Origin of the sequence: Haloactinospora alba, assembly GCF_006717075.1 — a bacterium.
Taxonomy (GTDB): domain Bacteria; phylum Actinomycetota; class Actinomycetes; order Streptosporangiales; family Streptosporangiaceae; genus Haloactinospora; species Haloactinospora alba.
In genome coordinates this window covers 1246659-1265495 of sequence record NZ_VFQC01000001.1, presented here as the reverse complement: position 1 = coordinate 1265495, position 18837 = coordinate 1246659, and the positions used below count along the sequence as shown (strand labels likewise).

The 18837-nt window shown below is 68.1% G+C and carries 16 protein-coding genes; all 16 read right to left on the bottom strand.

All coding sequences use genetic code 11. The features are described 5' to 3' along the window. Window positions 1–79: 79 nt before the first annotated feature. On the bottom strand, window positions 80–1111 hold the full coding sequence (argC, locus tag FHX37_RS05785) for an N-acetyl-gamma-glutamyl-phosphate reductase (protein WP_141922514.1): 1032 nt from the start codon (window positions 1109–1111) through the stop codon (window positions 80–82). Between the two features lie 192 nt (window positions 1112–1303). Beyond that, window positions 1304–1771 (bottom strand): MarR family winged helix-turn-helix transcriptional regulator, encoded by a 468-nt coding sequence (locus FHX37_RS05780; RefSeq protein ID WP_141922513.1) that lies wholly within the window; start codon window positions 1769–1771, stop codon window positions 1304–1306. Between the two features lie 97 nt (window positions 1772–1868). After that, entirely contained in the window at window positions 1869–3101 is a 1233-nt protein-coding gene (locus FHX37_RS05775; protein WP_141925044.1) for an aminotransferase family protein, read from the bottom strand. 948 nt (window positions 3102–4049) lie between these two features. Next, window positions 4050–6551 (bottom strand): phenylalanine--tRNA ligase subunit beta, encoded by a 2502-nt coding sequence (pheT, locus tag FHX37_RS05770; protein WP_141922512.1) that lies wholly within the window; start codon window positions 6549–6551, stop codon window positions 4050–4052. Then, window positions 6551–7669, bottom strand: coding sequence for a phenylalanine--tRNA ligase subunit alpha (gene pheS, locus FHX37_RS05765; protein ID WP_141922511.1), 1119 nt, complete (start codon window positions 7667–7669; stop codon window positions 6551–6553). Before pheS ends, pheT begins: the two co-directional genes overlap by 1 nt. Before the next feature lie 113 nt (window positions 7670–7782). Next, window positions 7783–8862: a sensor histidine kinase gene (locus FHX37_RS05760; protein ID WP_246062110.1), complete on the bottom strand. Its 1080-nt coding sequence runs from the start codon at window positions 8860–8862 to the stop codon at window positions 7783–7785. A 197-nt stretch (window positions 8863–9059) separates the two neighbouring features. Continuing rightward, window positions 9060–9884 carry a TrmH family RNA methyltransferase gene (locus FHX37_RS05755; RefSeq protein ID WP_141925043.1) on the bottom strand — a complete coding sequence of 275 codons (825 nt, stop codon included), beginning with the start codon at window positions 9882–9884 and terminating at the stop codon, window positions 9060–9062. Window positions 9885–9908: 24 nt separating this feature from the next. Beyond that, on the bottom strand, window positions 9909–10289 hold the full coding sequence (gene rplT, locus FHX37_RS05750) for a 50S ribosomal protein L20 (RefSeq protein WP_141922509.1): 381 nt from the start codon (window positions 10287–10289) through the stop codon (window positions 9909–9911). 158 nt (window positions 10290–10447) lie between these two features. Then, window positions 10448–10648, bottom strand: a complete 201-nt coding sequence (gene rpmI, locus FHX37_RS05745; protein WP_141922508.1) for a 50S ribosomal protein L35 — start codon at window positions 10646–10648, stop codon at window positions 10448–10450. 199 nt (window positions 10649–10847) lie between these two features. Next, window positions 10848–11402 carry a translation initiation factor IF-3 gene (gene infC, locus FHX37_RS05740; protein WP_342777627.1) on the bottom strand — a complete coding sequence of 185 codons (555 nt, stop codon included), beginning with the start codon at window positions 11400–11402 and terminating at the stop codon, window positions 10848–10850. A gap of 426 nt (window positions 11403–11828) precedes the next feature. After that, on the bottom strand, window positions 11829–12668 hold the full coding sequence (locus tag FHX37_RS05735; protein WP_141922506.1) for a shikimate dehydrogenase: 840 nt from the start codon (window positions 12666–12668) through the stop codon (window positions 11829–11831). Next, the gene (gene mltG, locus FHX37_RS05730; RefSeq protein WP_141922505.1) at window positions 12668–14524 is read right to left on the bottom strand and encodes an endolytic transglycosylase MltG; all 1857 of its coding nucleotides are present in this window, start codon (window positions 14522–14524) and stop codon (window positions 12668–12670) included. Before mltG ends, FHX37_RS05735 begins: the two co-directional genes overlap by 1 nt. Continuing rightward, window positions 14521–15000 carry a Holliday junction resolvase RuvX gene (ruvX, locus tag FHX37_RS05725; protein WP_141922504.1) on the bottom strand — a complete coding sequence of 160 codons (480 nt, stop codon included), beginning with the start codon at window positions 14998–15000 and terminating at the stop codon, window positions 14521–14523. The genes mltG and ruvX overlap by 4 nt, the downstream gene beginning before the upstream one ends. A 90-nt stretch (window positions 15001–15090) precedes the next feature. Continuing rightward, window positions 15091–17754, bottom strand: coding sequence for an alanine--tRNA ligase (gene alaS / locus FHX37_RS05720; RefSeq protein ID WP_141922503.1), 2664 nt, complete (start codon window positions 17752–17754; stop codon window positions 15091–15093). Next, complete coding sequence (locus FHX37_RS05715; protein ID WP_141922502.1) at window positions 17754–18077, bottom strand: hypothetical protein; 324 nt, start codon at window positions 18075–18077, stop codon at window positions 17754–17756. The genes alaS and FHX37_RS05715 overlap by 1 nt, the downstream gene beginning before the upstream one ends. Next, entirely contained in the window at window positions 18077–18466 is a 390-nt protein-coding gene (locus FHX37_RS05710; protein ID WP_141922501.1) for a DUF948 domain-containing protein, read from the bottom strand. Before FHX37_RS05710 ends, FHX37_RS05715 begins: the two co-directional genes overlap by 1 nt. Between the last annotated feature and the right edge of the window lie 371 nt (window positions 18467–18837).

The following is an 18837-nucleotide window of genomic DNA, read 5'->3' as shown; positions in this document are numbered from 1 at the left end:
GCCTTTCCTCACATGGAGCGGTGGTCAGGTGGTGTCTGGTGAGCGCCGTTCGCGACAGGCGGCACCCACCAGACAGCACCTAGGGAGCGACGCCGACCGCGGGCAGGCCCGTGGTCTCGGGAAGGCCGAGCGCGAGGTTCGCGCTTTGCACGGCAGCTCCCGCGGTGCCTTTCGTCAGGTTGTCCAGAGCGGCGACGGCAACGGCACGTTCGGCCGACGTGTCTACCGTGACCTGGACAGCTGCGGTGTTGGCACCCACTGTCATGGCTGTCGCCGGCCATGTCCCCTCGGGGAGCAGGTGCACGAACGACTCGTCCGAGTAGTGGCGCTGGTAGGCGGACCTGAGCTGCGACGGGGTCGCTTCGGGGCGGAACCGGGCGGTGCAGGTGGCAAGGATGCCGCGCGGCATCGGGGCCAGGACGGGGGTGAACGACAGGGAGACCGGTTGGCCCGCGGCCGTGGTGAGGTTCTGCCGGATCTCGGGGTTGTGGCGGTGGGTACCGCCCACTCCGTACGGAGCGGCCGACCCCATGGTCTCACTGCCGAGCAGGTGGGGTTTGGGGGATTTCCCCGCTCCCGAGGTCCCGGTCACCCCGACGGCGACGATGTCCTCCGGTTCCAGGATCCCCTCGGCGAGGCCGGGAAACAGCGCGAGCGTCACGGCTGTCACGTGGCAGCCGGGGACCGCTATCCGTCTGGTGTCCCCCAGCTGCGCGCGGGCCCCCGGCAGTTCGGGAAGACCGTAGGGCCACGTTCCGGCGTGCGGTGTCCCGTAGTACGTTTCCCACTCCTGGGGATTGGACAACCGGAAGTCGGCTCCGCAGTCGACGACCAGAGTGTCCCCGTCGAGTTCCTCGGCGAGGGCCGCGGACTGCCCCTGGGGCAGAGCGAGGAACACGATGTCGTGTTGTGCCAGGTTCCGTGCTGTCGTTTCGGCGATCACCCGGTCGGCGAGCGGAGTCAGGTGCGGTTGGTGTTGTCCCAGCGCGCTTCCGGCGCTGCCTCCCGCCGTGACCGTTCCGATGTCGATGTCGGGATGGCCGTTCAGGATGCGCAGCAGCTCTCCGCCCGCATAGCCGCTGGCTCCGGCCACCGCTGCTGTATAACCCATGGTCCCGCCTTCCCAGGAAAAGCAGATGCTCTATGAATCATAATGCCTTCAAATGCAATATTATGCAAAGCCCTCGTGCATGACGTCCCACCGCCATGGGTGGAACGGCGCGGACACCCGTGAAAGGCCCGGGACGCGGTCACGCTGCCCAGCGTTCGCGGGTTCCGTGTCGCACCCGCCCGGGACCGGCACCTACTCCGGTGCGGAACGGTCGCGCAGGGTACGCGCCAGTTCGGCGAACTGGCGCACCTCCGCGCTCCCCAGGACGCCGAGCACGTGTTCGCGCAGGAGCTGGACGTGCTTGGCGCGAGCGTACTCCGCTACTTCCAGGCCGGCGGGGGTGAGCTGCGCGTAGACCACGCGCCGGTCGTCGGGACACGCCTCCCGTTTCACATAACCCTTGCGCTCCAGCCGGTCGGCCAGCTTGGTGAAACCGCCGCTGCTCAGGCTGGCGTGTCGGGCGAGCTGGTTCATCGGCAGCCGGTGGCCCGGTGAGCGCTGCAACCGGATCAGCACCTCGAACCACGGTATAGACATGTCTCCCCCGCCGGGGTCGACACCACGCAACAGCTTGGGGTCGACGGCCCGGAGCGCCTCGTGCAACAGCCCCCAGGCCGTAATGAGCTCCTCATCCCCGACGTCATCCACTTCCGCGCCCATCGTCCCTCTACCTCGCTCCCAGTACCACTTCGAGAGTACCAGGAAATATCTTCTCAGTTAATGAAATGGGGCGGAACGTTGGACCCCTCACCTCCGTTCACCGGGGGTGCCGCTCCTCCACAGCGTCCAGCGCGGCACGAAGCGTGGACACGAGGTGATCGATGTGTTCCCAGGTAACGGTCAGCGGAGGAGACACCAGCAGCGAACGGGGGATGGCGCGCACGATCACACCGCGGGAGCGGGCTTCGGCGAACACGTCAGCAGTCGTGACACCACGCTCGTACAACGCTTCACCGGTCAGTTCGACCGCCGCCATGGCGCCGGTCCCGGAGCGCACCTCACGCACCAGGGGGTGCTCGGCGAGCATGCGCACCGCGGCATCAAGCTGGGACTCGACCTCCTCAGCAGCACCGAACAGGTCCTCACGTTCCAGAATGTCCAGGTTCGCCAGAGCGGCGGCGGAGCATGAGGGGTGGCCCGCGTACGTCGTGCCGTGGATAAAGGGGTTTCCGGACCGTTCCCAGAAGGGCTCCGCCACCTCCCCGCTGGTGATCACCCCACCGAGGGGAAGGTAACCACTGGAAACCCCCTTCGCGAACACGATCATGTCCGGCCGCACCCCGAAGCGCTCGATTCCGAACCAGTCTCCCAACCGCCCGAAACCGCAGATCACGCTGTCCACCACGAACAGCACACCGTAACGTCGGCACAGCTCGGCCACGGCGGCGAAGTACCCCTCCGGGGGAGCGTACACCCCGCCCGAACCGATCACCGGTTCAGCGAAGAACGCCGCGGTCCTTTCCGGACCGACGCGAAGAATCTCGTCTTCCAACGCACGAACGGAATCGTAGGGAACCACGGATGTGTCCGCGACGATCTCCCCGTAACCGCTGCGGAAACGCTCCATTCCGATAATACTGGTACCGAACCCGTGCAGCCCGTGATATCCCCCCGCACGGCTAATCACGTGCGTCTTTTCCGGTTTCCCGGAAACTGACCAGTATTTCCGAGCAAGCTTCGCGGCGGTCTCGATGGCCTCTCCTCCGCCGCACGTCAGAATGGTGCGCGGGTTATCCATCGGGGCGTGGGAAGCCAACCGCTCGCTCAGTCGCAACGCGGGAGTGTTGGCGAAATCACCGTAGACGGCGTAGGCGTCGAGCGTGGTGAGCTGTTGGTGGACCGCGTCAGCGATCTCGGAGCGGCCGTGTCCGACATGGCAGTACCACAGGCTCGCGGTACCGTCCAGGTACCGGTCACCGTGCTCGTCCCACAGCCACACACCCTCCGCCCGGGAGACCACGAACTTGGGCTTCTGGGACACGGCGTTCATGTCGCAGAACGTGTGCCAGAAGCTGCTGGGGTGAGACTGCTCCATCCGCGTGTTCGCACGCGACACCACTGTTTCGGTCATCCGGTGTTCGGGGCGCAGCCCCCGCCCTGGGGCGAAGGAGAACGCCCCGTCCTCCTTCCTGGTCGTGCGGAGTAGCCGTCCGTGCGCCGCAACGGACGAACGACACAGCCGGGGAGTCCGTGGGTGCCGGGCCGCGGCCGGGGACGTGCCCCTCCCGGCGGGTACGATCCACGGTCAGCACACGGCGGGGGTGGGCGATGACGGATGGGAGCGGCGGTTCCGGGTCCGGATGGGACGTCGAGAGCCCCGCTCCGCACTCGTCGCGCGCCGGGTTCCCTGGTGGGATCGCCTTCCGTCTCGCTCCGCTCTCGGCGAGGTCCCCGCGCCACGTGCGGTGGAGGCTCCGTGGAAGCGGACGCCGGGACGGACCGGACCGCCGACCACGCACGGTCCGGTGACTCCACTGCCCCGTGTGCAACACAGCCACCCCCTCGCTCCCGGCGTGGTGACCCGCACCGGTCACTGCGGGCCCCGGCCGGCAGCCCCGAGGGAGGCTCCCGTGACACGGCGGTATCCCAGAGCCGGAACCACGCACCACAACACGAAGAAAAGGAAACGTCCAACGGAACGGATTTCCGCGAGAGCCGGACAACCGGTTCGCGGCAGGTTCCCGCAGGCTAAGGCGCACGCCGTTCCAGGTTCAAGAGACAAATGAGACAGATGTCCCTGCTTTTTCGCATGCGCCAGAAATTTTACGTACCTTTTCTCCCCGGATCCCCGGCACAACACCACGGACACTCGCCGGGGTCCGGGAGGGTTTCCCTTTCCCACGGGCCGCCGGGATAACAGAAACGGGCCCCGGGCACGCACACGTCGACTCCGCCCACCGGCGTGGGGTGGACGGAGCCGTGGGAGAGCGCGGCGCCCTCAGCCGCGTCGCGTCGCTCCGGTACGCTCCGCCGCCCGCACGACGGCAGCGTCCCGCGCGGCGGTGGCCTCCGCCGCCGTCAGGGTCCGGTCAGCGGCGCGGAACCGCAGGCTGAACGCCAACGACTTGTAGCCCGCGCCGACCTGGTCCCCGGTGTAGACGTCGAACACCCGTATTCCCTCCAGCAGGTCGCCGGCCCCCTCGCGCAGGGCTTGTTCGACGTCACCCGCCGGGACGGACTCGTCCACGATGAGGGCCACATCCTGAGTGGCGACGGGGAACGTGGATATGGTCGGGGCCCGGACCGCCACGCGCGCGGCCTCGATCCCACCAAGGTCCACCTCCATCGCCGCGGTACGCGCGGGAAGACCGTAGGCGTGCACGGCGCGGGGATGCAGTTCACCCGCGTGACCCACCAGTGTCCTTCCGTCGCCACCGTCCACGTACAGGGCAGCGCAGCGCCCGGGATGCCAGGGAGCGTACTGCCCGTTCTCCACTGTCAGCTCGGCGCCGGCGATACGGGCCACCTCCCGTGCTGCTTCGACAGCGTCGGCCCAGGTAGCGGGGCGCCCCGTTCCCCACCAGCCGGACGCCTCACGGTCCCCGGTCAGGACAGCAGCGACGCGGTGCGGTTGGTCCGGCAACGCGGCACGCACCTCGGCGAGCTCCTCCGCGGTGGGCCCGCGGTCGACCCGCAGGATCGGCGCTTTCTCCGGGGCATCGGGGTCGGGGCGGTAGACGAGCCCCGTCTCGAAGAGGGCGACCGAGGAGAAACCACGCCCGACGTTGCGCGCCAGAGCCTTCAACAGGCCGGGGACGAGTGTGGTGCGCAGAAGCGCCTCGTCCTCGTTCAGCGGATTGGCCAGCCGCAGCGCCCGACGACGCTCGTCGTCGTCCTCCAGCTGCAGCCCGTCGAGGTCGCGCTCCCCCACGAACGGGTAGTTGAGGACCTCGGTGAATCCCGCCCCGGCGAGACCGCGCCCGAGCGCGCGCCGCAGCCGCTGTCCCGATGTCAGCCCCTGCCCGGCGGGAGCACGGGGCGGGACGGAGGGAATGTTCTCGTAGCCCTCGTAGCGGATCACCTCCTCCGCCAGGTCGTTGGGGTCGACGAGATCCGGGCGCCACGTGGGCGGTGTCACCCGCAGCGTTCCCCCCGCGTCGTCCTCCACGACCCTGCATCCGACCTCGCGCAGCCGGCGCAGCGCGGTATGGGGCGGATACTCCACCCCCGCGATCCGGTCGGGAAGATCCCCGGAGATGACGATGGGCTCACGGGGCTCGGTGAGGTCGATGTCGGTGTATCCCGGGTCGACGGCCGCTCCGCCCAGTTCCGCCAGCAGCCCGACCGCACGGGTCGCAGCGGCCGTCTGTACCGCTGAGTCGACGTCGCGCTCGAACCTACGGGAGGACTCCGAGGAGAGCTGGTGGCGCCGGGACGCCCGGGCGATGTGGGTCGGGGCGAAGTGCGCCGCTTCGACCACCACGTCGCTGGAGGACAGGCCGATCTCCGTGCCGATCCCACCCATGACACCGGCGATGTTGATCGGACCTGACTCGTCCGTGATGACGATGTCGTCCGGATCCAGGGCCCGCTTGACGTGGTCGAGGGTTTCCAGCTGCTCTCCGCTGCGGGCCCGCCGGACCTCTATCGGCCCCCGCAGCTTGGCGCGGTCCCAGGCGTGCAGCGGCTGGCCGAGTTCCATCATGACGTAGTTGGTCACGTCCACCGGCAGGGAGATCGGCCGCACTCCGCTCCTGGCCAGCCGTAGTTTCATCCACAGCGGGGTCGGGGCTTCCGGATCGAGCCCACTGGCCCCGCGGAGCACGTAACGCGAGCAGATGGCGGCGTCGGCCACTGTCGCCGGGTAACCACCCTCCGGAGCGCCGGTGACGTGCACGTCCGCCGGGTCGCGGAAGGTTGCGTCGTAGATCGTGGCCGCTTCCCGGGCCACTCCCCGGATCGACAGGGCGTATCCCCGGTCGGGGGTGACGGCGATGTCCAGGACGTCGTCGCGGACCCCGAGCCGTTCCAGGGCGTCGTCACCGGGCGCTCCCGTGTCGGCGGGAAGCACCAGGATCCCCGTGTGCTCCTCCCACATCCCCAACTCCGTGGGGGAACAGATCATCCCTTCCGAGACCTTGCCGTAGGTGGTGCGCGCGTTGATCTCGAACCCACCGGGCAGCACGGAACCGGGAAGCGCCACCACCACCCGGTCCCCCACGGCGAAGTTACTGGCGCCGCAGACGATGTTCTGCTGCTCGCCGGTGCCGTTCGCCGTACCGACGTCCACCTGGCAGTACCGGATCGGCTTCTTGAAGCCGGTGAGCTCCTCGACCCCACTGACCTCACCGAGCACGACCGGGCCGCTGACACCGGAACCGACCTCGTCGACGGTTTCCACCTCGAGGCCCGCCGCGATCAGCTGCGTGGCGAGGTCCCTGGCCGTCACGCGCTCCGGCAGGTCCACATAGTCGCGAAGCCAAGAAACAGGGACACGCATCAGATCTCCATCCCGAAGGCCGAGGTGAACCGGACGTCGCCTTCCACCATGTCGTGCATATCCTCCACACCGTGCGCGAACATCAACGCCCGCTCGACACCCAGTCCGAACGCCCAACCGGTGTAGCGCTCCGTGTCGACACCCGCCGCGGTGAGAACACGCGGGTTGACGATCCCGCAACCGCCGATCTCGATCCAGCCCTCCGAGCCGCACGTACGGCAGTGCGAATCCGTCGCTCCCACCGAGGATCCGTGGCACACGAAGCACTCCATGTCCATCTCACCCGAGGGCTCGGTGAACGGGAAGAACGAGGGACGGAACCGGGTGCGCAACCCGGAACCGAACATTCCGTGCACGAAGGCGTCGATGGCGCCGCGTAGGTGCGCCAACGTGACCTTCTCGTCCACCACCAGACCCTCGAGCTGGTGGAAAACCGGGGTGTGAGTGGCGTCCAGCTCGTCCGTGCGGAAGGTCGTTCCGGGTGCCACGACGTAGACCGGCGGTGTGCGCTCGAGCAGAGCCCGTATCTGAACGGGGGAGGTGTGCGTGCGCAGCACCATACCGGAGTCCCCGCCGGACGGGGCCTCGACGAAGAACGTGTCCTGCATGGTTCGGGCCGGGTGGTCCGGGAGGAAGTTCAACGCGTCGAAGTTGAACCACTCGGCTTCGACCTCCGGCCCTTCGGCCATCTCGAAGCCCATTCCGACGAAGATGTCGGTCATCCGCTCGGAGATCGTGGTAACCGGGTGCCGGGCTCCGCGCTGTACCCGGTCCCAGGGGAGCGTTACGTCCACGGCCTCCTCGACCAGGACCCGGGCGTCGCGTTCCTCCTCGAGCTCGGTCTGCCGACGGTTGAGTGCCTCGGACACCTCACGTCGGGCTCCGCCCACCCGTTTCCCGGCGTCAGCGCGAGCGGACGGCGGAAGGGACCCGATCTCCCGGTTCGCCAGTGCCAGCGGGGAACGGTCGCCCGCATGGGCAGTACGGACTTCTTTCAGTTCCTCCAGGGAGGTTGCCGCAGAGATGGCGGAGAGTGCCTCGTCACGCATCCGAGCGACTTCCTCCGGCTGCAGGGAAGCCACCTCAACGGGATCGTAGGAATTATTGGGTGCAGACATGGTTGATCGCCTCGCCGCCCCGCGTACGGGGCGCCATCACGGCCCGCCGCTACGCGCCGGGCACAGGCCGACAAGGAAGTGGGAACCGCCCGCCGCGGCAGTCTCCCAAGCGTTCAGGCGAGCTCGGGAGCGCCGGCGGGCACGGTAAATCGGAACTCCGCGCCGCCGTTGGGGGCGCGGTTGATCGTGATCGCGCCGCCATGGGCCTCGATCAGGCCCTTAACGATGAACAGCCCCAAGCCAGTGCCGCCACGACGGCCACCGCGCCAAAACTGCCGGAAAACGCGCATCACGGCTTCGGGAGCGACCCCTCTGCCCTCATCGCGCACCGACACCGCTGCTCCTCCCTCGTGCGGCTCAATCACAACTGAGACAGTACCAGCGCCGTGCCGGAGAGCGTTTTCCACCAGGTTGCCCATGATCTGCTCGATCTTGTCCCCGTCCAGCCACATCTGGGGAAGCGAACCACGTACGTCCAACCGGAAACGGTCCTCGGGCTCTCCGGCGGCGACCCGACCGGCGAGTACTTTGCGCGCCTGTTCCGGCAGGTCGACGACCCGTCTGCGCAGCTCCACGCTCCCCGCCTCGATCCGGGAGGCCCCCAGCAGATCCGAGATGAGCCGTGTGACACGCTCGGCGTCAGCGTTGACCGTCTCGAGCATGAAGGTCTTCTGCCGGTCGGTCAGCCGTTCCCACTTGGAGAGCAGCGTCGCGGTGAACCCCTTGACGCTGGTCAGCGGGGAGCGGAGTTCGTGGGCCACCGTCAGCACCAGGTCGCTGCGGCTCTGCTCGTGGCGCTCCCGTGGTGCCGCGTCCCGCAGGGTGACCACGAGCCGGGTCAGTTCACCCAGAGGAACGTCCCGGACGTAACGGGCGGTTGCGAGAACCCTGCGCCCGTCCGCGAGGAACAGGAGCCGTTCCGGCTGCCTGCTGCGGGTACGCAGGCCGTTGTACGGGTCGGTGCATTCCCACCAGTCGCGCCCCTCGGCGTCCCGCAACGGGAGTACCTCGCGGAAGTCGCGCCCCAGAGCGGCGGAGGGGGACGTGCGCAGGAGCCGGTGCGCCATGACGTTGAACGTGACGACCCTCCCGTGGCCGTCGGCGACCACGACACCGTCGGGAAGCTCGTCAGCGGAGAGCACCGCCGCACCGGTGTACGGACCGGAGCCGCCGGCCCACTGGTCGCCAGACACGACCGCCTCCCCACGCCTGCACGCGGCTAATCGAATTGTGACGCCGTTTCCCCTACCGGGCCGACATGCCCGTCCGGCCGGGCATGTCCACCAGAGTGCTCTGACTCCTGTCAGAACGGTGGCCCGCGCAGGACCGTACCGACAACGCCCGGAAACCGGTCAACTGCCCGAGCTCCCACGGCTCGGGGCCGGCCGCTTCAGGAAGGCGGAGTGGCCTGCCCGCGCTGTTGCCGAGCGGTCGTATACAGGCACACCGCGGCGGCAGTAGCCAGGTTGAGACTCTCCGCTGCCCCGTATATGGGAACGTTGACCGCCTCATCGGTGAGAGCGGCTGTGTCGGGGGGAAGCCCCCACGCCTCGTTCCCGAAGACCCACGCCACGTTCCGGTCGAGTTCCCCACTGTCCGCGGCGGTGTGCAGGTCCCGGGTTCCACCGACCTCAGCGGCAAGGACACGGGCGCCCTCCCCTCTCAACTGTTCGATGGCGGCGGAGGCCGAGACACCGACGACGACGGGAGAATGGAACAGGCTCCCCGCCGAGGCCCGGACGCACTTCCCGTTGTACGGGTCGACGGAGGTGTCGGCGAAGACGACGACGTCGGCCCCGGCGGCGTCGGCGGTGCGCAGCACCGTCCCGGCGTTTCCCGGGTCGCGGATGTGCGAGAACACCGCCGCCAGCCGGACGCGGGAGACGCGTTCCAGCGGCACGTCGACGAACTCGCAGACGGCGACCATTCCCTGGGGGGTGACGGTCTGGGCGAGTTCCCCCATCACCTCGACGCTGACGGGGTACACGGGAACGTCGGCCGAACGTGCCGCGTCGACCAGCTCGATGTTGCGCTGGGCCGCGTCGGCGGTCACGAAAAGCTCGTGCACACAGTCGCGGACTGCCAGAGCTTCACGGAGGGCCTGCGGGCCTTCGGCCAGGAAACGCCGCTCCTGTTCCCGGAAGGCCCGCTTGGCGAGCCGACGAGCCCGTTTGATACGAGGTGACCGTACGCTTGTGAACTCGTGGCTCGCCATCACGTCTCGTACTATCGAACCTGATCAGGCCGCTGTCTGGGAGGACGGTGCGGGGAGCGCCTGCTTGGCGGTCTCGACGAGGGAGGCGAACGCGGCCTCGTCGTTCACCGCGAGCTCGGCCAGCATCCGGCGGTCGACCTCGATGTCCGCAGCCTTCAGCCCCTGCATGAGCCGGTTGTAGGTCAGTCCGTTGGCGCGGGACGCCGCGTTGATGCGTTGGATCCACAACTTGCGGAACTGGCCTTTACGATCCCTACGGTCGCGGTAGGAATAGTTCATCGAGTGGAGCACTTGCTCCTTCGCCTTGCGGTACAGGCGCGACCGTTGGCCGCGGTAACCACTGGCGCGATCGAGAACTACCCGGCGCTTCTTTTTGGCATTGAGAGCGCGCTTCACGCGTGCCACTGTGCCTCCTCATAGATTGCCGGTAGCGACTGTCGCGCTACCGGTAGCCTGGCTCGGTGTTCGACACCGGTAGGCCGGTGCGAAAACCCGAATTCCTGTCGCTGTGCCGAACCGTCGGGAAACCAGCGCCCGCGGGCTCCGGCGCAGCGAACCGCCGTTTACAGCAGCTTCTTCATGTTCCTGGCGTCGGCATTGGCCATCTCGACGTCGCGGCTCAGGCGACGGGTACGCTTGGACGACTTGTGCTCGAGCAGGTGGTTCTTGTTGGCACGGCGGCGCATGATCTTGCCGGAGCCGGTAAGGCGGAAACGCTTCTTCGCTCCACTGTGAGTCTTGCTCTTCGGCTTGTTCTTCGCCATTCTCGCCGTCGTCTCCTACTCATCCCGCGCGCTGTTGCGATAACCAGCGCGCCTTTCACTGCCATTGCGCGCGGGCTGCGCGATCACCGTGTGCTCTCCGGATCCCGCGCAGCCACGGTAAACCCACGATAGATCGATGACCGGAGCACCTCGCAGCCCAGGTCTCCCGGCTCCGAGCGAGCCTCCGGAGGCCCCGCGGCTACTGCTCCCGGCGGCTGCCCTTCCCGCCACCGGCGCGCGCCTCGCTCTTCTGCTCCGGACGCCGCTTGTGCGGACCGAGCACCATGACCATATTGCGACCGTCCTGCTTGGGCTGGGACTCGATCTGCCCGAGTTCCTGCACATCGTCGGCCAGCCTGCGCAATAGGCGATGCCCCAGTTCGGGTCGGGACTGTTCCCGGCCCCGGAACATGATCGTCACCTTGACCTTGTCCCCGCCCTCGAGGAACCGAGCGACATGACCCTTCTTGGTCTCGTAGTCGTTCGGGTCGATCTTCGGACGGAGCTTGATCTCCTTGATGATCGTGTTCGACTGCTTCTTGCGCGACTCACGCGCTTTGACCGCGGACTCGTACTTGTACTTTCCGTAGTCCATCAGCTTGGCGACCGGCGGACGCGCGGTCGGTGCGACCTCGACGAGATCGAGGTCGGCCTCCTCTGCAAGACGCAGCGCGTCCTGCACCGGAACAATACCGACCTGCTCCCCATTAGGGCCAACCAACCGGACTTCGGCCACCCTGATGCGGTCATTGATACGGGGCTCGGCGCTGATGGGACCCCTCCCTAACGTTGTCGTTGCTACTCCTGTCGGGGGGTCACCCGGCCCCGGTCAGGCCGAAAAGCGAAAACCCCGCCAGCGGGCTGCAAGCGGGGCGATCCGATCCACTGGCGAACTCGGCAGCAGAGACTCCTGTCCCCACTGGAGTACCACCGAGGGTGGCACTCGTCTCGTCCGCCGGAACCCGCACGAGCCCGTGCTCGGCGGGTGGGAGGATCTACCTCCGCTTACGCGGCCAGTGCGCAATCGCACTGGTTCAAGTCAATTTCTCATTCTACCAGGAGTTGCGCTGGCAGGCTCCACCTCGGAGGGGGCCGTGCGACACCCGGAAAATACAACGATCCGGGGCGCTGCGTCATTCCGCGATGTTCCTCCGCGGGTGTCCGGCCTCCGGGGGAGCGGTCACGCTCCAGCGGCCGAGCGCCGCTGGAGCTCCGCCAGGCCCGCACGTCGCATCGCCTCCAGCGGCACGTTTCCGGCTCCGGTCATGAGCTCCACCTGGGCGACGGCCTGGTGGAGCAGCATGCCGAACCCACCGACCACCCTCCGGCCCGCCTCCTCGGCCGCAGCGGCCATCCCCGTGGGCCACGGACTGTAGACGACGTCGAACAGGTTCGCCCCACTCGCGGCTACCACTGGCGCGTACGGATCAGCAGCACCCGAAGGGAGTGTGGACACCACGAGGTCAACGTCCAGGTATCCCGTGATGTCGGCCAGCGGGGCGACGTCCACGTGCAGGGACATACGTTCCGCTGCCTGCACCGCCCCCCGCGCACGGTTCGGGTCCCGCGCCAGGAGGGTCAACGCGCCGGTGTCGGTGGCCCCGAGCCCGGCAAGCGCAGCGACAGCGGAAGCGGCGGTGGCACCCCCACCGAGCACGGTGGCCGACCGCACCCGCTGGATTCCCGCCTCCCGCAGCGCGGCCACGATTCCGGCCACGTCGGTGTTGTACGCGTGGCACCGTCCCCCCTCGAACACGAGGGTATTGGCCCCGCCCACGTACGAGGCGGGTTCGTGAACCTCCTCGGCGAGTTCCAGGGCCACACGTTTGAGCGGCATGGTCAGCGACAGGCCCGCCCACGTGTGGTCGCACTCCCGCACGAACCCGGCCAGTTCGGTCTCCGCGCACTCGATCCGCTCGTAGCTCCACTCTCGCGACAGCCCGAGTTCCGTGTAGGCGGCCCTGTGCAGCACGGGGGAGAGGGAGTGCTCCACAGGGGATCCCAGGACGGCGGCCCGCATCACTGGTCCTCCCGGTTGGCCTCGAATTCCGCTTTCAGGTCCCGGAATTCGGAACGGGTCTCGGCGAACTCGGTGACCCCGTTCTCCGGATCGGTCGCGACGAAGTAGAGCCAGTCGCCCTCGGCGGGGTTCAGCGAGGCCAGGATGGCCTCCTTCCCGGGACTGTTGATAGGACCGGCGGGCAGCCCCGTGCGTCCGTACGTGGCGTAATCGCTGTCGGCCTCCGTACAGGCGGTCCGCTGCTCGTCGTTCAGCGCGATTCCGTACTCCTCGATGACGTAGAAGCACGTGCTGTCCATCCCCAGCTCCATGTCCTCGTCCAGCCGGTTGTAGATGACACGTGCGATTTTGGGCATGTCCTCCGTGGACCCCGCCTCGGTCTGCACCACCGCAGCCACCGACATGAGCTCGTTCGGGCTGAGACCGCGCTCGTCCGCCAGCTCCTCCAGCTCGGTCTCCTCAGCCACGCTCCTGTACTGCTCCACCATGGTGCTGAGGACATCCGTGGCGTCGTCATTGGGGGAAACCGCGTACGTCTCCGGGAAGAGGTACCCCTCCGGGCCACGCTCAGCGTAGTCGGGGAGTCCCAGACTCTGCGGGTCCTCATAGGCTTCCTGCAGCTCGTCGCGTGACAGGGCGGTACTGTCAGCGAGCTCGTCGAGGATCCGGCTCGCGCGCCACCCTTCCTGCAACGTCACCTGAGCGCCCATCCGCGACTCCGGATCGAGGAGTAGGGCGATGGCGGCCTCGGCGCTCATCTGTTTCCGCATCTCGTAAGCGCCCGGTCGCAACGCCTCGGCGTCACTGTCGGACAGGGCGCCGGTGAACGCGTTCGCGCTGGCGACGACGTTCTGCTCCGCCAGGAGCCGGCCTATCTCGGCGCCGCTGGCCCCCTCAGGAATCGTGACCTCGACACTTCCCGTGCCCTTGCCCTCGTAGTCGGAGGGAAAGACGTGGTCACGCACCAGGACGTAACCGCCCCCGGCGAGAAGCACCACCAGAACCGCTCCCACCGCGAGCCAGCGCAACCGCGGGCGCCGACGCTTCCGTGGTTCCGCCGCTCGGCGGGTTGATCGCCCACGGCCGCCACGCCCACGCTCACTGCGGCGCCTGCCAGCTGTGGAACGTTGCCGGGAGGAGCGCTCCTCTTGGTCGTGCTCCTCCTCGCGGTCCTCCCCCGCAGGTACGGCGCTCTCGGCGCCCCCGGCAGTTCCGCGACGCCGCCGTCGGCGTCGCGGAGCCTCCGTGTCGACCGGATCCGCATCCTCCCCGGGAACGTCCGGGGCGTCGTCTGCGGGCCGGGAACGCTTGCGGCGCACGGGCACCGCGTCGAAGTCCAGCCTCCGGGAGAAGGAAACCTCTTCCAGGCCCGCCGGTCCCTCGCCGTCGGCCTCCCCCGGGAAGGATCCGTCCGTGTCCGGGGTCCCGTCCGCCGGGAGGGATCCGGTTCCCTGCCGACCGGAGGTGTCAGCGGACTGGTCCGGCTCCGTGCGGCGACGGCGACCACGCGGGCGTTCGCGGGCGACGTCCTCCGAGCGGGCGGGGCCGCCCGCGGCCGGGCCCTCGGCCTGTGGTGGTTCCGATCGGCGTCGCCGACCCCGCGGCCGCTGCTCCGCGCCCTCCCCGGAGCCGGCGCTCTCCCCTACCCGACCTCCCTGTGCCGGCGGCATGGGATCCTCGGATCGGAAGGCCCGCTGGGACACGTCGTCGGCACCCGGTGACGGATCCTGCGGGGGGACGGAGGCGTCCTCCCCGGCGAGAGCGGAGGCCCCCCACCACGGGTCGGTCAACGGGTCGTAGTCGCGCTCGGCTCTCCCTCTCCCGGAGGAAGGATCGTACGGATCGTTGCCGTTCATGCGCCCTCCCCAACGGCTTCTCCCGGGGGGTGACCGGTTCTGCTCTCGGTGTCCAACGCGTTCTGCAGAAGAACCGTCGCAGCGGCCTGGTCGACCACCGAACGGCGTTCCCTACCGCCGCGTGCGCCCCGTTTGCCGTGCCCGGCGCTGGAACGGAGCTGCTCCTCGGCCGTCACCGTGGTCAACCGCTCGTCGACCAGCCGTACCGGTACCGGGGCGAGCTTCCTGGCGAGCCCGGTCGCGAACGCCCGGATCTCCCTGGCGGCCGGCCCCTCCGTTCCAGAGAGCGAAGCGGGATAACCGACGATGACCTCGCGGGCCCGGTACTCGAGAACCAGCTCCGCGATCCGCTGCAGGTCTCCGTCACCGCACCGGATGGTTTCCACGGGAGTGGCCAGCATGCCGTCCGGATCACTGGCGGCCACTCCGATCCGGGCCTTACCGGGATCCACCGCAAGACGTACGCCGTGCCTCAATGAACGCGCTCCCCTGGATAGGGGGCAGGGTATGCGGAATCGCGCGTCAACGTCGTGGTCCTTCTCCTGGTCTGGGAAGCGGGCAACTACTCACTGGGTGTCGGCGACATGCCGCTCCACAGCACGCATGGCGGTGTCGACGGCCTCGGGGTCGCTGCCGCCCCCTTGCGCGACATCGGGTTTGCCACCACCGCCGCCGCCGAGCGCACGGGCTGCGATACCGACCAGTTCCCCGGCTTTCAGAGCGTGTTCCTGGGCTGCCTTGTTCACGGCCACCACGACGAGTGGCCGCCCGTTGGCCACCGCGGTAACGCAGATCACCACAGGTTGGTCCGTACCGAGCCGGCCCCGCACGTCGAGGGCGAGCTTACGCAGGTCATCCGCGGTCGTCCCGTCCTGCGCGCGGTGGGTGACCAGCCGTGCCGGCCCGCACTCACGTGCGCTGTGTGCCAGCTGACCCGCCGCCTGCAGAACCTGCTCGGCGCGGAGCCTCTCCACCTCCTTCTCGGCGTTCCGCAACCGCGCGACCATCGCGTCGATACGTTCCGGGAGCTCTTCCCGCGGTGTTTTGAGCTGTTCGGAGAGTTGGCCCACCAGGAGCGACTCCTTGGAGAGACGGCGGAAGGCGTCGATTCCGACCGCCGCTTCCACACGGCGCACCCCGGACCCCACCGAGGACTCCCCCAGCAGCTTGACCACCCCGAGCTGACCGGTGGCGCCGACGTGCGTCCCACCGCACAGCTCCCGGGAATAGTCGCTCATCTCCACCACACGAACCTGGTCGCCGTACTTCTCGCCGAACATCGCCAGCGCTCCCATGGAGAGCGCCTCGTCCAGGGAGGTCGTGAAGTCGCGCACCTGGACGTCTCCGGACAGGACGGTGTTGACCTCGTCCTCGACCTCGGCGAGTTCGGTGGTCCCCAGGGCCTTGTTCGCGGTGAAGTCGAACCGCAGCTTGCCCGGTTGGTTCTCCGAACCGGCCTGTCCCGCCGAGGGACCGAGCGCGTTGCGTAGTGCCGAGTGGATCAGGTGCGTGGCCGAGTGCGACCGCGACACCGCCTCCCGCCGTTGCGAATCGATGGCGGCGTGCACCCGGTCGTCCAGCGCGACCTCTCCGGAACGCACCGTTCCCCGGTGCACGGACAGGTCGGCGACCGGTCTCTGCACGTCCTCAACGTCGACCACGCCGCGACCGTCCACAGCGATCGTCCCCTTGTCGGCGAGCTGGCCGCCGCTCTCCGCGTAGAAGGGTGTGCGGTTCAGCACCAGCTCCACCTGCTGGCCCTCACGGGCGGCCGGTACCGACTGGCCCTCCACGAGCAGCCCCAGCACCCGGGATTCGCTCTCATGGTCGGTGTAGCCCAGGAACTCGGTGGTGCCGGCACCTTCCAACAGTTTGGAGTAGACCCCCGGGTCAGCGTTACCGAGCTTCTTCGCCTCGGCGTCACGTTTGGCAGCGTCCCGCTGGCGCTGCATCAACGACTGGAACGTGTCCTCGTCGACGCTGAGTCCCTGTTCCCGGGCCATCTCCAGTGTCAGGTCGATGGGGAAACCGTAGGTGTCGTGCAGCTGGAAAGCGTCCGCGCCGGAGAACACCGTGCTGCCAGCTGCCCGAGTACGCTCGGCGGCGCGTTGGAACAGGGAGGTTCCCGAACGCAGGGTGTCGGCGAAGTTCTTCTCCTCAGCGTCGATCACGCTGTGGATCATCTCGGCGTTGGTTTCCAGCTCGGAGTAGATCTCGCCCATCGCGTTGATGGCGGTCCGGGTGAGCTCGTGCAGGTAGAACGAGTCGTCACCGGACAGCAGACGCAGGTTGCGGACCGTGCGGCGCAGGATACGACGCAGTACGTAGCCGCGTTTCTCGTTGCCGGGTTTCACCCCGTCGGAGACCAGCATGGTGGCGGTGCGTACGTGGTCGGCGACGACGCGCAGACTGACGTCCGTCTCCTCAGCGTCCCCGTAGGCTGTCCCGGTGAGCTCCGCCGCCCGGTGCAGGATGGCACCCAACGTGTCGGTCTCGTAGATGTTGTCGACACCCTGCAGGATGGCTGCCATGCGTTCCAGCCCCATACCGGTGTCGATGTTCTTGCGCGGCAGGTCGCCCAGGATGTCGGTGTCGCCTTTGGGGCCACGCTCCCACTGCATGAACACGAGGTTCCACAGTTCGATATAGCGGTCCTCGTCGGCGTCGGGGCCGCCCTCACGCCCGTACTCGGGACCGCGGTCGTAGTAGATCTCCGAGTCGGGACCGCACGGCCCCGCGACCCCCATCGACCAGAAGTTGTCCGCCATGCCACGGCGCTGGATCCGTTCCGGGGGGACACCGACCTGGTCCCGCCAGATCGCTTCGGCCTCACCGTCCTCGGTGTAGACCGTGACCCAGAGCTTCTCCGGGTCGAACCCGAACCCGCCTTCCTCGACCGGGTCCGTCACCAGCTGCCACGCCAGCGGTATCGCCCGCTCCTTGAAGTAGTCGCCGAAGGAGAAGTTGCCCAGCATCTGGAAGAACGAAGCGTGCCGCGCGGTCTTGCCCACCTCGTCGATGTCGACGGTGCGGACACACTTCTGCGCGGTGGCGGCCCGGTCGTAAGGTGCCGTACGCTCCCCCAGGAAATAGGGCTTGAACGGGACCATCCCGGCGTTCACCAGCAGCAGCGTGGGATCCTCGGCGACCAGACTGGCGGAGGGGACCACGGTGTGTCCGTTGTTCTCGAAAAAAGCGAGGAAGCGGCGAGCGATTTCTGCCGTCTTCATCAGCGGCCGTCCTTCTCCTCATGGGCGTTAGCTACGCCGTGTGATCCGATTACGTTGACCGCACGGCCCGTGGGAAGCTCGGAACTCTCCGGCGCTGTCCCACCACCGGAATAACGGCGATGCAGTTCCGCCTCGCGGTGTTCCATGGCGTCCTGGATGTCCTCGTTGAACTCGCGGAGGGCGGCGCGGTACTCAGCAACGTGGTCCTCAACGCGGCCGGCGATGCCCGCCGGGCTCCACACCCGAGCCGTGCGGTTGAGCTTGTGCACAACATACCCGCCCAGGGCCGCTCCCGCGACGAGGTAGAACATTCGTCCCAGCATCAGCGCCCCCTCTTGCGGCGGTTGCGTATCAGGGCCAGTGCGCGGCGTTGTCCGAGAACCCGACGCACTCCGTAGGACAACGACGCCACCTTCACCAGCGGACCGGTGACGACCGAACGGGTCAGAGCGGTCATCGTCGAGACGTCCTCGGTTGTGGTGGCGACGTTGGAAGTGATCTCCTCGACACGGTCCAGGGAGGTTCCCGTCCGTTCGACCGTGGCAGCGGCGTCCTCCAACAACGGCCGAGCTCGCTCGCCCAGTTCGGAGACGACCTTGGTGGTCTCCGACAGCAGGCGGATGAGCTTGACCAGCGCCACGCAAAGGAAAGCGACCAGGACCGTCCAGACCACAGCGGCGAGCAGCGCCGCTACCTCTCCTGCGGTCAGCATGCGGACTCCGTTGGTGTTCGGGGGCGTTCGATCCTCACACCGGAACTTCCTGGGGCGGTCTCTTGCTCAACGGGAGCGCGCGCTCCCGGACCACGCCGACCTGTTTCCGGTCACGGCCGAAGCACAGCGGTGAGGATCCGAATGGGAACGAGCCTATCGCGTCACACGCGCGTGTGCCTCGCTGGTGCGCTGACACGCCGTTTCCCGGCGTCCTCTCCTGCTTGGGGCGGGCGTTCCTCCCGTTCGGCTCATACCGGACCGTGGGTTCCCGCCCCGTTGGCCCGTCCCCGCCGGAGCCGGTCCTGCGGCCCTGCGTGAGGCGAGTCCGCGCCGCCGGATCCCGACCGGAAAGTCCGTCCGTACCGCGGAAC

Coding starts and splice junctions, on each gene's coding strand:
- mltG (WP_141922505.1), bottom strand. CDS start 14,524: ATGAACGGCAACGATCCGTACGATCCTTCCTCCGGGAGAGGGAGAGCC.
- FHX37_RS05715 (WP_141922502.1), bottom strand. CDS start 18,077: ATGCTGGGACGAATGTTCTACCTCGTCGCGGGAGCGGCCCTGGGCGGG.
- FHX37_RS05775 (WP_141925044.1), bottom strand. CDS start 3,101: ATGAACGCCGTGTCCCAGAAGCCCAAGTTCGTGGTCTCCCGGGCGGAG.
- alaS (WP_141922503.1), bottom strand. CDS start 17,754: ATGAAGACGGCAGAAATCGCTCGCCGCTTCCTCGCTTTTTTCGAGAAC.
- argC (WP_141922514.1), bottom strand. CDS start 1,111: ATGGGTTATACAGCAGCGGTGGCCGGAGCCAGCGGCTATGCGGGCGGA.
- pheS (WP_141922511.1), bottom strand. CDS start 7,669: ATGTCTGCACCCAATAATTCCTACGATCCCGTTGAGGTGGCTTCCCTG.
- FHX37_RS05735 (WP_141922506.1), bottom strand. CDS start 12,668: ATGCGGGCCGCCGTCCTGGGATCCCCTGTGGAGCACTCCCTCTCCCCC.
- FHX37_RS05755 (WP_141925043.1), bottom strand. CDS start 9,884: ATGGCGAGCCACGAGTTCACAAGCGTACGGTCACCTCGTATCAAACGG.
- pheT (WP_141922512.1), bottom strand. CDS start 6,551: ATGCGTGTCCCTGTTTCTTGGCTTCGCGACTATGTGGACCTGCCGGAG.
- FHX37_RS05710 (WP_141922501.1), bottom strand. CDS start 18,466: ATGCTGACCGCAGGAGAGGTAGCGGCGCTGCTCGCCGCTGTGGTCTGG.
- rpmI (WP_141922508.1), bottom strand. CDS start 10,648: ATGGCGAAGAACAAGCCGAAGAGCAAGACTCACAGTGGAGCGAAGAAG.
- FHX37_RS05780 (WP_141922513.1), bottom strand. CDS start 1,771: ATGGGCGCGGAAGTGGATGACGTCGGGGATGAGGAGCTCATTACGGCC.